Origin of the sequence: Bradyrhizobium sp. Arg816 (assembly GCF_029989365.1) — a bacterium.
Lineage (GTDB): Bacteria > Pseudomonadota > Alphaproteobacteria > Rhizobiales > Xanthobacteraceae > Bradyrhizobium.
Map to the genome: position 1 here is coordinate 188,733 of NZ_JAPRAQ010000009.1, position 13,434 is coordinate 202,166.

The 13,434-nt window shown below is 65.9% G+C and carries 13 protein-coding genes; 2 read left to right on the forward strand and 11 right to left on the reverse strand.

All coding sequences use genetic code 11. The features are described from left to right. Positions 1-62 precede the first annotated feature (62 nt). A complete protein-coding gene (locus tag OWC48_RS22970) occupies positions 63-1,034 on the reverse strand; it encodes a bifunctional riboflavin kinase/FAD synthetase (protein WP_282521996.1) in 972 nt (323 codons plus the stop codon). A gap of 231 nt (positions 1,035-1,265) precedes the next feature. Here OWC48_RS22970 and OWC48_RS22975 point away from each other — a divergent pair, with 231 nt between their 5' ends. Then, positions 1,266-1,661: a response regulator gene (locus OWC48_RS22975; protein ID WP_007596883.1), complete on the forward strand. Its 396-nt coding sequence runs from the start codon at positions 1,266-1,268 to the stop codon at positions 1,659-1,661. 216 nt (positions 1,662-1,877) lie between these two features. On the opposite strand, the gene OWC48_RS22980 is transcribed toward OWC48_RS22975, so the two are convergent. The 3 genes from OWC48_RS22980 to OWC48_RS22990 form a co-directional block, all read right to left on the reverse strand. After that, positions 1,878-2,732, reverse strand: a complete 855-nt coding sequence (locus OWC48_RS22980) for a TIGR01459 family HAD-type hydrolase (RefSeq protein ID WP_014491965.1) — start codon at positions 2,730-2,732, stop codon at positions 1,878-1,880. 15 nt (positions 2,733-2,747) lie between these two features. After that, positions 2,748-4,235, reverse strand: a complete 1,488-nt coding sequence (locus tag OWC48_RS22985; protein ID WP_282521997.1) for an EAL domain-containing protein — start codon at positions 4,233-4,235, stop codon at positions 2,748-2,750. Positions 4,236-4,465: 230 nt separating this feature from the next. After that, complete coding sequence (locus OWC48_RS22990; RefSeq protein WP_282521998.1) at positions 4,466-6,016, reverse strand: winged helix-turn-helix domain-containing protein; 1,551 nt, start codon at positions 6,014-6,016, stop codon at positions 4,466-4,468. Positions 6,017-6,136: 120 nt separating this feature from the next. Between OWC48_RS22990 and OWC48_RS22995 the strand changes: the two genes are divergently transcribed. Next, positions 6,137-6,976: a class I SAM-dependent methyltransferase gene (locus OWC48_RS22995; protein ID WP_282521999.1), complete on the forward strand. Its 840-nt coding sequence runs from the start codon at positions 6,137-6,139 to the stop codon at positions 6,974-6,976. A 49-nt stretch (positions 6,977-7,025) separates the two neighbouring features. Here the strand turns inward: OWC48_RS22995 and OWC48_RS23000 are convergent, their stop codons facing one another. The 7 genes from OWC48_RS23000 to uvrC form a co-directional block, all read right to left on the reverse strand. Next, positions 7,026-8,156 carry a YihY/virulence factor BrkB family protein gene (locus OWC48_RS23000; protein ID WP_282522000.1) on the reverse strand — a complete coding sequence of 377 codons (1,131 nt, stop codon included), beginning with the start codon at positions 8,154-8,156 and terminating at the stop codon, positions 7,026-7,028. A 1-nt stretch (position 8,157) separates the two neighbouring features. Beyond that, complete coding sequence (locus tag OWC48_RS23005) at positions 8,158-8,745, reverse strand: phage holin family protein (RefSeq protein WP_282522001.1); 588 nt, start codon at positions 8,743-8,745, stop codon at positions 8,158-8,160. A gap of 90 nt (positions 8,746-8,835) precedes the next feature. Continuing rightward, positions 8,836-9,795: a 50S ribosomal protein L3 N(5)-glutamine methyltransferase gene (prmB, locus tag OWC48_RS23010; RefSeq protein WP_282522002.1), complete on the reverse strand. Its 960-nt coding sequence runs from the start codon at positions 9,793-9,795 to the stop codon at positions 8,836-8,838. After that, positions 9,795-10,292 carry a molybdenum cofactor biosynthesis protein MoaE gene (locus OWC48_RS23015; RefSeq protein ID WP_282522003.1) on the reverse strand — a complete coding sequence of 166 codons (498 nt, stop codon included), beginning with the start codon at positions 10,290-10,292 and terminating at the stop codon, positions 9,795-9,797. The genes prmB and OWC48_RS23015 overlap by 1 nt, the downstream gene beginning before the upstream one ends. 3 nt (positions 10,293-10,295) lie before the next feature. Beyond that, positions 10,296-10,547 (reverse strand): molybdopterin converting factor subunit 1, encoded by a 252-nt coding sequence (moaD, locus tag OWC48_RS23020; protein ID WP_018318355.1) that lies wholly within the window; start codon positions 10,545-10,547, stop codon positions 10,296-10,298. Next, positions 10,544-11,161: a CDP-diacylglycerol--glycerol-3-phosphate 3-phosphatidyltransferase gene (gene pgsA / locus OWC48_RS23025; protein WP_014491974.1), complete on the reverse strand. Its 618-nt coding sequence runs from the start codon at positions 11,159-11,161 to the stop codon at positions 10,544-10,546. The genes moaD and pgsA overlap by 4 nt, the downstream gene beginning before the upstream one ends. 107 nt (positions 11,162-11,268) lie before the next feature. Beyond that, entirely contained in the window at positions 11,269-13,332 is a 2,064-nt protein-coding gene (gene uvrC / locus OWC48_RS23030; protein ID WP_282522004.1) for an excinuclease ABC subunit UvrC, read from the reverse strand. Positions 13,333-13,434 lie beyond the last annotated feature (102 nt).

The window sequence follows — 13,434 nt, forward strand, 5'->3', positions numbered from 1 at the left end:
GGGCTCTCCATAGCAGCCGGGAGGGGGAAGCGCAAAAGGTTCGGCGGGACCGGTTTTCGGCCTCAATCGATCACGCCAAGCCGCGGAAACGCGTCCGGGGCGGCGGCCAGCATGGCGCGGGCGCGGGCGGAATCGTCGTCCATCTGGCGGATCAGGGCCTCCAGGCTGTCGAATTTCAGCTCCTCGCGGATGAAGCCGACGAAGGCGCAGTCGAGCGCTTGTCCGTAGAGGTCGCCCTTGAAGTCGAACAGGAAGATTTCCAGCAGCGGCGCGCCATTATCAAAGGTCGGACGGCGGCCGAAGCTCGCCACCCCGTCCAGCCGCTCGGCGCCGTGGCCGACCCGCACCGCATAGATGCCGTGCTTGAGGCCGCAATTGGCATCGAGGCGGATGTTGGCGGTGGGATAGCCGAGGTCGCGGCCACGCTTCTCGCCGTGGATCACCTCGCCGGTGATGAACCAGGGCGCGCCCAGCATGGTGGTGGCCTCGTCGATCTGGCCCTCCGCGAGCGCGATCCGGATGGCGCTGGAGGAGACCGGCCGCTCGTCGATGTCGACATGGGCCTGCACGTCGACCTCGATGCCGAGCCGGGGCGCCTCGTTGACCAGGAGGCTCGGCGAGCCGACGCGACCCTTGCCGAAATGGAAGTCGTAGCCGACCGCGATGCCGCTGACGCCGAGGCGTCCGATCAGGTCATGGTGAATGAAGTCTTGCGCGCTGGTCCCGGCCCTGGCCTTGTCGAAGGTCATGACCACGGCGCCGGCGAGCCCGGTTCCGGCCAGAAGCCGCAGCTTGGCCGGCTCGTCCGTCAGCCGGAATTGCGGAGTGTTCGGGCTGAAAAACCGGCGCGGATGCGGCTCGAAGGTCAATGCCAGCGCAGGGCGGCCATGCGCCCGGCCCATTTCCAGGGCGGCGGCGATCACCGCGCGATGGCCGAGATGAACGCCGTCGAAATTGCCCATGGCGACCACGGCGCCCCTCAAAATCGCGGAATCCGGCGTTGTGTCGCGGATAACGGTAAAATGCGGGACCATCAGGGGAATTCTCGAAGCGGCAGGACCTGCGGACCGTGGCTTGACCGGCCGGACGAAGTCAAGCGGCAGGGGGAGCGGCCGCATTGAACGTGATTTCAGTCCTTCGGAGGCGCCCCCAGTTAACGCGCTGTTTAACGCCTTGGTGCTAGTCCTTGAAATGTGGAACAGCGGGGCTCCGGCCCCGGTAGGTCCGATCGTAATATTTCCTGGGTTTGCGTTGGGGGAGTCGAGATGGCGGTTGATTTGTCGATGTCGGTTCTGGTGGTTGATGACTACAGCACCATGATCCGTATCATCAGGAATCTCCTGAAGCAGCTTGGCTTCGAGAATATCGATGATGCAAGCGACGGTTCGGCGGCGCTGAACAAGATGCGTGGCAAGAAGTACGGGCTCGTGATTTCCGATTGGAACATGGAGCCGATGACGGGTTACGACCTGCTGCGCGAAGTGCGCGCGGATCCGAACCTCGCCACCACGCCTTTCATCATGATCACCGCGGAATCGAAGACCGAGAACGTGATCGCGGCCAAGAAGGCCGGCGTGAACAACTACATCGTCAAGCCGTTCAACGCGGCGACGCTGAAGACCAAGATCGAAGCGGTCTTCCCGGACATGGCGAGCGCGTAAGCGCCGCCTGACCGCATAGCAGCTCTCTATAGAGATCATCATGCCCGGGGCTCGTCCCGGGCATCCACGTTCTTGGATCCTGCAAATGAAGACGTGGATGGCCAGGGCGTAGGCGAGCGGAAGCGACACCGTCCTCCGGACGGCTAAGCCCGGCCATGACGGCATTTGGGTCTAAGCAATTGGTCTAAGCCCGCAGCACCTGCGTGGGCTCCACCGTCACCACTTCAATTCCCGCATCAGCGCCTTGGGCGGGTGACCGAACAACTCCATCACCGATTTCGGGTCGAGCTGGTCGAGGCCCTCGAACTCCTCGGCATGGATGCCGCGGGTGACGAACAGGCAGTCGATGCCGAATTCGCGCGCGCCGGTGAGGTCGGTGCGGACGGAATCGCCGATCGCCAGCACCTTCTTCCGGTCGATCATGTGACCCTGGCGTTCGCCGGCGAGCATCATCGCGCGCTCGTAGATCGGGCGATGCGGCTTGCCGTAGAAGATCACCTCGCCGCCGAGTTCGCGATAGAGTTCCGCGATCGCGCCGGCGCAATAGATCAGCCGGTCACCGCGTTCCACCACGATATCGGGATTGGCGCAGACCAGCGTCAGCTTGCGCTCGCGCGCCTTCAGCATCATGCCGCGATAGTCTTCCGCCGTCTCGGTCTCGTCGTCATAGAGGCCGGTGCAGACGATGTAGTCGGCTTCTTCCAGCGGCGCGGTCGTCGCATCGAGGCCGCGATAGATCGAGTTGTCGCGCTCGGGTCCGAGCCAGAACATCTTGCGGCCGGGATGCTCGGCGACATAGAGCCGCGTCAAGTCGCCCGACGAGACGATCGCGTCATAGGTCTCGTCCGCGACGCCGAGCTTGCGCAATTGCCGTTGGACGGAGTCGGCCGGGCGCGGGGCGTTGGTGATCAGGATCACCGTACCGCCGCGGCTGCGATAGGTATGCAGCGCCTCGCAGGCCTCGGGAAAGGATTCCAGGCCGTTGTGGACCACGCCCCAGATGTCGCTGAGCACAACGTCAACGCCGCCCACGAGCTCGCGCAGGCTTTCGGCGAAATGCAGCGTGGTCATGATGCGTGCGGCCGATCAGATCCGGCGCGCGAGCGCCGCGTTGCCGGTGATGCGTTGGGCTGGAGGCGCTGAAGACGTCGCGCCAGATGTCGCGCCTTGGCTGGGAGAAGCGGAGCCATTGGATCCCTGAATTTCCTGCGCCGGGTTCGGCGAGGCCCCGCCGGTAGCAGATGCCCCCTCGGGCCGCAATGGCCGGGGCGGGGCGAACAGGAACCCCTGACCGAACCGTACGTCATAGTCGAGCAAATCGACCACTGCGCGCTCGCCCTCGATCCGTTCGGCGATCAGGTCGATGCCGAAGCGGCCGAGCAGGTCGGAGAGGTCGGAAGGGTGGATGTCCGAGGTCGAGGCCTGCCTGGGGTCGAGCAGGAGGGACGCCGGCACCTTGATGAAGCGCACGCCGCGATCGGCGAGCTCGCGCGGCTCGATCCTGAGGTCTGTGACATGGTCGATCGAGAAGCGGAAACCGCGCTGGGCGAGCGCCGCGAGATTCTCGGTCTCGGCCGGACCGAGATTGCGGAACGTCGACTGCTTGAACTCCAGCACCAGCGAGGGCGCCAGCGCCCGGTTGGCTTCGAGGAAGTCGAGGCACTGCGCGAAGCTGGTGGAATTGCCGAGCGTGGAGGCCGCGACGTTGCAGAACACGCCGACATCCTTGTTGCGCACCATCAGGCGCCGCAGCACCTGCACGCAGCGCAGCATCACCATGTTGTCGATGCGTCCGATCAGACCCGAGGCTTCGGCGATGCTGATGAATTCCTCGGCGGCGATCAGCTGGTCGCGCTCGTCGCGCAGGCGCGTCACGGCTTCGTAGAACCGCACCTTGCGCTGCGGCAGCGTCACCATCGGCTGGAGGAAGATGTCGATGCGGTTCTCGTCGATGGCGTTGCGCAGGGTCGCCAGTAACTGGGTCTGGTTGCGGCCATTGGCCGTCTGAACCGGAACGGCGGCCTGGGTCTGGATCGCCGGTGTTGGCCGCGGCGGCGGTGCGGGCAGTGGCGGAGGGGCGGCCGGCCGCTCCTCGAAGGGCGCAATCAGGTCGAGCGGCGCCTCCGGCTCTGGCCGGGCGACTGGAGCGGGGGCGGGCGTCGGCGCGGCCCCGGCCAGGAGGTCTTCATGGGCTGACACGGTGGTGGCGAGCTGCCTGACCAGCCCGCCGAGCTCGTTGATCTCGCCGACCACTGACTGGATGCGGTCGGAGTTGGTCGAATTGGCCGAGGCGATGCGCCCCTCCATCGCCGCGAGCCGGCGGCCGAACTCGGCGACCTGGCGGGCGAGGTCGGCGGTGCCGCGCGAGAGGTCGGCGATCTGGCCGCCGACGTCACTGCGGTCGCGCAGCCGCATCGAGACCGCGTTGTAGAGGATCAGGAAGGTCAGCGCGGTCAGCGCCACGATGGCGGATTCGGTTCCGCTGATGCCGGCGACCGAGTAGAGGACAAGCCCGAGCGAGGCCGCGACCAGAACCATGCAGATGGCGATGAAGATCGTCGAAATGCGAATCATGCCGCGCGTTACGCCTCAAAGAGCTGACTGCCTCATCCGGGAAAACACGGGTCAGTGTGCGAACCCGTCACGCCTCGTGCTCCCCCAAGCAAGGCAACCTTATCATCATTGTTGATTCGAGGGGATAGCGGCCTGTTCGCGGAGATGGAGCATGATCCGGAAAAGTGTGCAGCGGTTTTCCCTCGCGACAAACGCGGAACGCGTTTGCGCGGAGATTATGCCCAGACAGTCTAGGTCAGGCCGGCCCGGCGAAAGCCTTCGAGATAGTGCTCGCGGTCGGCGGCGAGCTTGATCGGCATGAACTCGGCGATCCAGGCGAGCGAGACGTTGGGCTGGGCACGGTGGAGTTCCTTCAGCGCCGCGCGGGCGGTCTCGGCTTGCCCGGCCATCGCCGCGGCCGCGGTCAGCACCCGGTGCCCGCCGACGAAGTCACTGCGCTGGCGCAGGGCTTCCTGTGCGAGCCGGATCGCTTCCGCATAGTCCCTGCCGAGGAAGCGGGCAAAGGCGGCGATGCCGAAATAGACGGGTGCGTAGGGGTCGCGCGGGCTGAGGCGGATCGCCCGCCGCGCGGCGTCGTCGGCATCCCGCCAGCGGCCGCAATAGCTGAGCGTCAGGCCATAGTAGCCCTGCGCCAGCGCAAAGTTCGGATTGAGCCGCAGCGCGGTCTCGAATTCGGCAAGCGAATCCTCGAACCGGCGTGCATGGCCGAGCGCATTATGCGCCCAGGCATCCTGGTCGTCGGCGCGGATCGCGGCCCGCGCCGCGCGCTCGGCCACCGGCAGCGCCGCGGCCATCTCCATCCAGCCCATATGCGCCGTGAACATGTAGCTGGTGCCGAGCAGCCCGAGCGCCTTGCCGTAGTTCGGGTCTAGCGCGATGGCCTTTTCGAGCAGGGCTCGCGCCGCGACGTGGTCCTGCCGCGTCACGCGCCAGTAGTGGGAGAGGGCGCGCATCAGAAGGTCCCAGGCGTCCAGGCTGTCGGGCGGCTTGCGCTCGGCGCGAAAATTCTCCGCGGCATAGAGCTGCGGCTCGATCGCGGCGACGATGCGTTCGGTGATCTCGTCCTGTACGGCGAAGACGTCGGCGAGCTCGCGGTCGTAGCGTTCGGCCCAGAGATGGCTGCCGGTGGCGACATCGTTGAGCTGCGCGGTGATGCGGACGCGGTCGCCGTCCTTGCGGACGCTGCCCTCGACGACATAGCGCACGCCGAGCTCCTCGGCGACCTGCCGCAGGTGAACCGTGCGGCCCTTGTAGATGAAGGAGGAGTTGCGCGCGATCACGAAGAACCAGCGCAGCTTCGACAGCGCGGTGATGATGTCCTCGCTGATGCCGTCGGAGAAATAATCCTGCTCGGCCTCGCCGCTCATGTTGGTGAAGGGCAGGACGGCGATTGCGGGACGATCGGGCAGCGGCAATTCCGTCGGTGTTGCGTCGGGCGGCTTGCCCGGCGCCGACGATGAGGCCGCGGCGGAGCGTTCGGTCACTTCGCCGACGAACCGCACGCCTTTGCGCGCGACGGTGCGGATCAGCCGCTGATCTTCGCCATTGTCATTGACCGCGCGCCGCGCCGCGTTGATCCGGCTGGTCAGCGTCGATTCCGAGACGACGCGGCCGTTCCAGATCGCGTCGAGCAGATTGTCGCGCGTGACCACGCGCTCGCGGTTGCGGACCAGATAAAGCAGGAGATCGAACACCTGGGGCTCGAGCGCGACGAGCGTCTCCGCCCGCCGCAATTCGCGGCGCGCGGGGTCGAGCACGAAATCCTCGAAATGAAATGTCACGCCACCCTCGGCTCGCGCGGGGAAATCAAGGTGTTCTCAGCGTAAAATAACGCCACTCTCAAGGCCAGCGAGCCGCATGCGCCCTATCGTCCCGGCGTCTTCAACCGCAGGAGAATTGCCATGTCGACATCCGCCGCGCTCAAGCCGGCCATCGCCCAACCCGATCTCGCCGCCGTCAAGCAACGCCAGCACGGCGCCTGGTCATCCGGCGACTACGCCATTGTCGGCACCACCTTGCAGATCGTCGGCGAGCAACTCTGCGAGGCGCTCGACTTGCGCGCCGGCAGCAAGGTGCTTGATGTCGCCGCGGGCAACGGCAATGCGACGCTGGCCGCCGCGCGCCGCTGGTGCGACGTCACATCAACCGATTATGTTCCCGCGTTGCTCAAGCGGGGACGCGAACGGGCCGCGGCGGAGCATCTGATGGTCGAATTCCGTGAAGCGGATGCCGAAGCGCTGCCGTTTGCGGATGCCAGCTACGACGTCGTGCTCTCGACCTTCGGCGTCATGTTCACGCCGGATCAGGACAAGGCGGCGTCCGAGCTCGCGCGGGTCTGCAAGTCCGGCGGCAAGATCGGTCTCGCCAACTGGACGCCCCAGGGCTTCATCGGTCAGCTCTTCAAGACCATCGGCAGGCATGTGCCGCCGCCGGCGGGCGTGAAGTCGCCGGCCTTGTGGGGCACCCCCGGGCGGCTCGAAGAGATGTTCGGTGGCCAGGCCTCCGAGATCGCCGCCGAGCCGCGCATGTTCGCTTTCCGCTATCGCTCGCCGGAGCACTGGCTCGAGGTTTTCAAATCCTATTACGGGCCGATGCTGAAAGCGTTCGTGGCGCTGGAGGAGACCGGCCAGGCTGCGCTGCGGCGCGATCTCATGGCGCTGCTCGGCGAATTCAACCGTGCCGACGACGGTACGGTGGTGGTGCATAGCGAGTATCTTGAGGTCGTGATCAGCAAGCGCTGAACTGCCGTCGTGATCCGGTCAGGCCGAGCCCCGGCCTGACCGCCGGCAATCAGGATGGCGCGGCGGCGCCGACCGTGTCGGCCGAGACGGCCTCGCGGGTGCCAAGCGGCTTGGGCGGCCCGGTGGTCGTATCCCGAAGGGTCTGCCGTTCGATCTCCGAGTTCAGCTCGGCCCCGAACATGATGACGATCGCCGACATCCACATCCACATCATCAAGCCGATCGCCGCGCCGAGCGAGCCGTAGGTCGCGTTGTAATTGGCGAATTCCGAGAGATACCAGGACAGCAGCGCCGAGCCGGCGATCCAGAGAATGGCGGCCGTTACTGCGCCCAGGCTCAGCCATTGCCAGCGCGGCGCGTCGCGGCTGGGTGCGAAACGGTAGAGGACCGCAAGCGCCGCCAGCAGGATGACGAACAGCACCGGCCATCGCGCGAGAGCGACGATCAGCTTGCTCTCGGGCGCGATGCCGAGATGGTTGAGCGCGAGCGGGAAGGCGACCACGGTGCCCACCATCAGCAGCAGCGCCGCGATGCCGCCGACCGTGAAAGCCAACGACACCGTGTTCAGCCGGACGAAGCTGCGCTTTTCGCGCTCCTCATAGGCGACGTTGAGGGCGTCGAAGATGGCTTTGACGCCCGCATTGGCGCTCCAGATCGCGAGCAAGAGGCCAAACAGGAAGGTGACACCCAGGGCAGTATTGCCGTGGGACACCACGCGCGCGACCTGGTCCTCGACGATCTGGAACGCGCCCTCGGGCAGCATCATCGCGAGCGAATGCAGGTTGGAACTGATCGTCGAGGGATCGGCGAACAGGCCGTAGGATGAGACCAGCGCGGTCACGGCGGGAAAGATCGCGAGCAGCCCGAAGAAGACGACGCCGCCCGCGGTCGCGAGCAGGCGATCGTCGTCGATGCGCTGATAGGTGCGCCAGAAGATGTCTTTCCAGCCCGCCCACGGGATCGCGAAAGGGCTTTTCGCGCGCCGGCCGTGGCCGGGCTGCATGGCTGCGCCGGCCGGGCTCGTTTCCGGCGAGTTTGCTTCATTATTGCGATGGTCTTGCGGAGGCCCCGACCGGATGGGGCCGGACTCCTGAAAGTAGCGTTCCGCAGACAGCACGAAGACGGCCGTGGCGGCGACCAGCAACCAACTGTCGAAGTGCTCGGTGTGCCGCGCGCGCATTTCAAGCGTCCAATCTGTGGCCGTGCCGCCGCCGCCGTGCGGCCGTGAAGCCCAGCAGCCCGACGGCTGCGAGCATCAGACCCAGCTGCACGGGCCGGTTGGTCCGGCTCGACAGGGCGTTGCCGCCACGGCCACGTTCGCTCGGTGCGAGCGGCACCAGCGGAATCGTCGTTGCGACCTCTTTCACCGCCTGCTTGACGGTTCCGCGCGGGATCCGCGGGGTGGCGATCGCAACGCGCATGCGGCTGGCAAGCGGCACGATCGGCTTGTCCCGACGCTTCATTTGGGCCAGAGCCACGCCGGCGCAGGATATGGCCAGCACCAGGAGCACGGCCGCGACCGCACCAAAGCCCCAGAATTGTCCGTGGGTGATTGCGACCCAACGATAAAGGGCCACCAGGCCGACAAAGAAGGTGGCGATCAGGAACAGCCCGGCCACTGCGAACAATCCTGCCGCGACCGCATAGGACGTTACGCGGCCCGTGGCCTGATTGGTGCGGTCGCGCAGGTACGATCGCGCGGCGCGCTTGAGATGATTGATCTTGAGCGCCATTCCGGCGCGCAGCAATTCGCCCGATGGCGCGAGCATGCGGACATCCTCCGAGAACGAAAAATTCGTCGGGGGATGAACGTGGCGGAATTTGACTTGTTCCGCGCGGAGCGCGGGTGCCGGGACGGATCAGCCGAGATCGGCGGCCGAAATCCAGAACACCTCGCCCTCGGAGTCCTCGGTGTCGAGCCAGAGCAGCGGCAGTTCCGGAAAGGCCTCGTCGACCAGTTCGCGGCCGCGGCCGATCTCGCAGATCAGGCCGCCATCCGGCGTCAGGTGATCGGGCGCATCGCGCAGGATCCGGCGCACCACGTCGAGACCGTCGGGGCCGCCGTCAAAGGCGAGTTTTGGTTCGGCGCGGCATTCCGGCGGCAGCGCGGCCATGCCTTCGGCGTCGACGTAAGGCGGATTGGTGATGATGAGGTCGTAGCGCGCATCGCCGAGTGGGGCGAACAGGTCGCCGCGATGCAGGCTGATCCGGTCATCGAGCCCGAATTCGCCGACATTTCGCGTGGCGACTTCGAGCGCGCCCTTGGAGATGTCGACGGCATCAACGGTGGCATTCGGGAAATGGTGCGCGGCGAGGATGGCGAGACATCCAGAGCCCGTGCAGAGATCGAGCACACGTTCGACGGCCGTGGGGTCGTCGATCAGCGAGCCGGCCTCGCCCTCGCCGCCGAAATGCGACTCCAGCAGCTCGCCGATGAAGGAGCGCGGAACGATGACCCGCTCGTCGACATAGAACGGCAGGCCGCGCATGTAGATCTTGTTGACGAGATAGGCGGTCGGTTTGCGCGTGGTGACGCGCTGATGGATGAGGTCGACGATGGTCTTGCCTTCCGCCGACGTGACGCAGGCATGGGCAAAGATCTCGAACTGGTCGGGATGCAGATGCAGGGCTTCGCAGACCAGGAAGGCTGCTTCGGCGACCGGATCCGTCGTGCCATGGGCGAAGGCAAGTTTTGCTTCAACGAAGCGGCTCACGGCATAGCGGACGAAATCGATCAGCGTGAGCAGCTCGCCGCGGCCGACCTTCGCGAGTTTCGGTGCCGCGCGGCCGCGCGTGGTCTTCTTGGATGCTTTTGCCATCAGGATCGGGTCCAGCGTGCGGCGGCCTCGTCGTCACGGGCGTGGGCTTCGACCCAGCCGGTGCCGGTGGCGTTCTCTTCCTTCTTCCAGAACGGCGCGCTGGTCTTGAGATAATCCATCAGGAACTCGGCTGCCTGGAATGCCGCCTGGCGGTGCTGCGACGCCGTGAGCACCAGCACGATATTCTGCCCCGGCATGAACCGGCCGACGCGATGAATGATGGTGACGCCGTTCAGCGGCCAGCGCGATGTAGCTTCGTCGGCATGGCGCTTGATCTCTTCTTCCGCCATGCCGGGATAATGTTCGAGCGTGAGGGCGGCGATCTTCGCGCTGTCCTCGTCGCCGCGGCAGATGCCGGAAAAGCTCACGACCGCGCCGATGTCGGTGCGGCTCCCGGTCAGGATCGCGATCTCGCGCGCGATGTCGAAATCGTCCTGCTGGATGCGGATGGTGACGGGGCAGGGGCTGACGGGGGCGGTGCTTACGGGGGCGGTCATGGCCTAGCCGCCGGTCATCGGCGGGAAAAAGGCGATCTCGCGGGCGCCCGCGATCGCGGCGTCCGATTTGACGTGGGCATGATCGATCGCGGTGCGGATCACCTTCGGCTTCTCGAACGCGTAGGCATAGGCCTCGCTCTGGCCGGACAGCCAGGCGATCAGCTCCTCGACGGTGCGCACGGTCGCCGGCGGCTCGATGGTCTCCTCGGCCTTGCCGACGCGCTCGCGCACCCAGGCGAAGTACTTCACCTTCATGCCTCATCCTCCTTGATGAGGTGATGGATGCCGGCGCGGAAATAGTCGTAGCCAGTGTAGATGGTGAGGATCGCCGAGGCCCAGAGCAGCGCCAGCCCGATCATCGAGACCACGGGCACCACCTCATCGCCGGCCGGGCCCGCGAGCAGGAAGCCGATGGCGATGAGCTGAACGGTCGTCTTCCACTTCGCGAGCTTTGTCACGGGAACGCTCACCCGCAACGCCGCGAGATATTCGCGCAGGCCCGAGACCAGGATCTCGCGGCACAGGATCACGATGGCGGCCCACAGCGACCAGCCATGGATGATGCCGTCGGCAGCCAGCATCAGCAGGCAGGAGGCCACCAGCAGCTTGTCGGCGATCGGATCGAGCATCCGACCGAATGCCGATTGCTGATTCCAGATCCGCGCGTAATAGCCGTCGAGGTAATCGGTCACTGCTGCCGCGATGAAGATGGCGACCGCGACCCAGCGCAGCCACAGCGGCTGATCCAGAATCGACTGCGCATAGATGCACCCGACCACGACCGGGATCGCGGCGATCCGGCCATAGGTCAGGATGTTCGGGAGGGACATCGCGCGGCTGGTCGTCCCTCGTGTCGTGGCGATGTTCATTCGTCCTACCAATACCGCTCGTGCCTGAAGGTCAACCGTCCCGCTCCCCAATTGGGGTGCAGCATGCGACGACCATATGACCAGGGCTCCCTTTGGGCCCCCTTAGTTCACCCCGGCTGGGGATGGAAATAGTCGAAAATCCTGCGGGCGCTCTCGGCGCTTACCCCCGGAACCTTGCCGAGATCGGCGATCGAGGCCCGCTCGATCTCCTTCAGGGTTCCGAAATGGTGCAGCAAGGCACGTTTGCGTGACGGGCCGATGCCCGGAATCTCCTGCAAACCGGCCTCGCGGATGTCCTTCTTGCGCAGCTTGCGGTGCGAGCCGATGACGAAGCGATGGGCCTCGTCGCGCAGGCGCTGGATGAAATAAAGCACGGGATCGCGCGGCTCCAGCTTGATCGCCTCGCGCTCCGGCATGAACAGGGTTTCGCGGCCGGCATCCCGGTCCGGTCCCTTGGCGACCGACATCAGCGACACCTGGGTCAGGCCGAGATTCGCAAAGATCTCCCGGACGGCGTTGAGCTGGCCGCGACCGCCGTCGATGATCACGAGGTCGGGCCATTGCGGGAAGTCGTCGTCCTTGGCCTTGCCGGCGGCGTCCTCGGGCGGATTGATCAGGCGCTTGAAGCGGCGTTCCAGCACCTCGCGCATCATGGCGAAATCGTCGCCCGGCGTGATCCCTTCCGACTTGATGTTGAACTTGCGGTACTGGTTCTTCACGAAGCCGTCGGGACCGGCGACGATCATGGCGCCGACCGCATTGGTGCCCTGGATGTGGCTGTTGTCGTAGACCTCGATGCGCTTGGGCGAATGCGGCAGGCTCAACGTCGTGGCCATGGCGTCGAGCAGCCGGCTCTGTGTCGCGGTGTCCGCGAGCTTGCGGCCGAGCGCCTCGCGCGCATTGGTCAGCGCGTGGGCGACCAGCTCCTTTTTCTCGCCGCGCTTGGGCGCCGTGACCTCGATCTTGTGGCCGGCCTTGATCGACAGCGCATTGGCGAGCAGCTCGCTTTCCTCGATCTCGTGCGAGAGCAGGATGTTCTTCGGCGGCGGCTTGTCGTCGTAGAACTGGGCGAGGAAGGAGCCCAGCACTTCCTCCGGCGTATAGGTCTTCTCCGCGCGCGGGAAATAGGCGCGGTTGCCCCAGTTCTGGCCGGTGCGGAAGAAGAACACTTCGACGCAAAAGAAGCCGCCCTCCTGGTGGACCGCGAACACGTCGGCTTCTTCCACCGTGCGCGGATTGATGCCCTGCTGCGACTGGATCGCCGACAACGCGGCGAGGCGGTCACGGTAGAGCGCCGCGCTCTCGAATTCGAGCTCGCCGGAGGCCTTCTCCATCTCGGCGGCAAGCTCCTGCTTCACCGCGTGGCTCTTGCCGGAGAGGAAGTCGGTCGCCTCGCGCACCAGCGTCGTATAGCCGGGGAAGTCGATCTCGCGGGTGCAGGGGCCGGCGCAGCGGCGGATCTGGTAGAGCAGGCAGGGCCGCGAGCGGCTCTCGAAGAAGGAATCGGTGCAGGAGCGGATCAGGAACGCGCGCTGCAAGGCGGTGATGGTGCGGTTGACCGCACCGGCGGAAGCGAACGGGCCGAAATAGCGCCCGGGCCGGGTCTGCGCGCCGCGGTGCTTCAGAATCTGCGGCGCCCAATGGTCGCCGGTGATCAGGATGTAGGGAAACGACTTGTCGTCGCGCAGCTGCACGTTGAAGCGCGGCCGGAGCTGCTTAATGAGGTTGGCTTCCAGCAGCAGCGCTTCGGTCTCGGTGTTGGTCGAGACGATCTCCACGGTCACCGTGGCCGCGATCATGCGCAGGATGCGCGCCGGTTGCGGCGCGCTCTGGCGCGCATAGTTCGACAGGCGCTTTTTGACGTTCTTGGCCTTGCCGACATAGAGCACGTCGGCATTGGCGCTGAGCATGCGGTAGACGCCCGGCGAGGTGGGCGCGAGGCGCACCGCGCGCTCGATCGCCTCGTGGCCGGTCGCCAGCGGCTCTTCGCCGACCGCGCCGCTCTCCTCCAGAATGTCAGGCAGCAGCGCATCGTCCTCGTCCTCGCCAGCGGTGGTGGCGGGATCGAGGTCCGGCGGCGCCAGGCTCTCCGGCGGGGCGTCGGCCGTCGTGCCGCGCGGCGGTTTGCGCGCGCGCGCGTCGTCCGGATTGTCGGTGGAATCGTGAGCCATGATGCGAATTTAAGCGCTGGGGGTGCCGATTTGAAGTTCCAGCCTTGCGGCACACACAGGATGGCGGCGCAGTTCCCGGTAACGCTTGCTTAAGCCTGTTAA

Excerpts from the sequence above, each read along its gene's own strand:
- OWC48_RS23015 (WP_282522003.1), bottom strand. The coding sequence starts at position 10,292 with ATGACCGCCCCCGTAAGCACCGCCCCCGTCAGCCCCTGCCCCGTCACC.
- pgsA (WP_014491974.1), bottom strand. The coding sequence starts at position 11,161 with ATGAACATCGCCACGACACGAGGGACGACCAGCCGCGCGATGTCCCTC.
- uvrC (WP_282522004.1), bottom strand. The coding sequence starts at position 13,332 with ATGGCTCACGATTCCACCGACAATCCGGACGACGCGCGCGCGCGCAAA.
- OWC48_RS22970 (WP_282521996.1), bottom strand. The coding sequence starts at position 1,034 with ATGGTCCCGCATTTTACCGTTATCCGCGACACAACGCCGGATTCCGCG.
- OWC48_RS22975 (WP_007596883.1), top strand. The coding sequence starts at position 1,266 with ATGGCGGTTGATTTGTCGATGTCGGTTCTGGTGGTTGATGACTACAGC.
- moaD (WP_018318355.1), bottom strand. The coding sequence starts at position 10,547 with ATGAAGGTGAAGTACTTCGCCTGGGTGCGCGAGCGCGTCGGCAAGGCC.
- OWC48_RS22980 (WP_014491965.1), bottom strand. The coding sequence starts at position 2,732 with ATGACCACGCTGCATTTCGCCGAAAGCCTGCGCGAGCTCGTGGGCGGC.
- OWC48_RS22985 (WP_282521997.1), bottom strand. The coding sequence starts at position 4,235 with ATGATTCGCATTTCGACGATCTTCATCGCCATCTGCATGGTTCTGGTC.
- prmB (WP_282522002.1), bottom strand. The coding sequence starts at position 9,795 with ATGGCAAAAGCATCCAAGAAGACCACGCGCGGCCGCGCGGCACCGAAA.
- OWC48_RS23005 (WP_282522001.1), bottom strand. The coding sequence starts at position 8,745 with ATGCTCGCGCCATCGGGCGAATTGCTGCGCGCCGGAATGGCGCTCAAG.
- OWC48_RS22995 (WP_282521999.1), top strand. The coding sequence starts at position 6,137 with ATGTCGACATCCGCCGCGCTCAAGCCGGCCATCGCCCAACCCGATCTC.
- OWC48_RS23000 (WP_282522000.1), bottom strand. The coding sequence starts at position 8,156 with ATGCGCGCGCGGCACACCGAGCACTTCGACAGTTGGTTGCTGGTCGCC.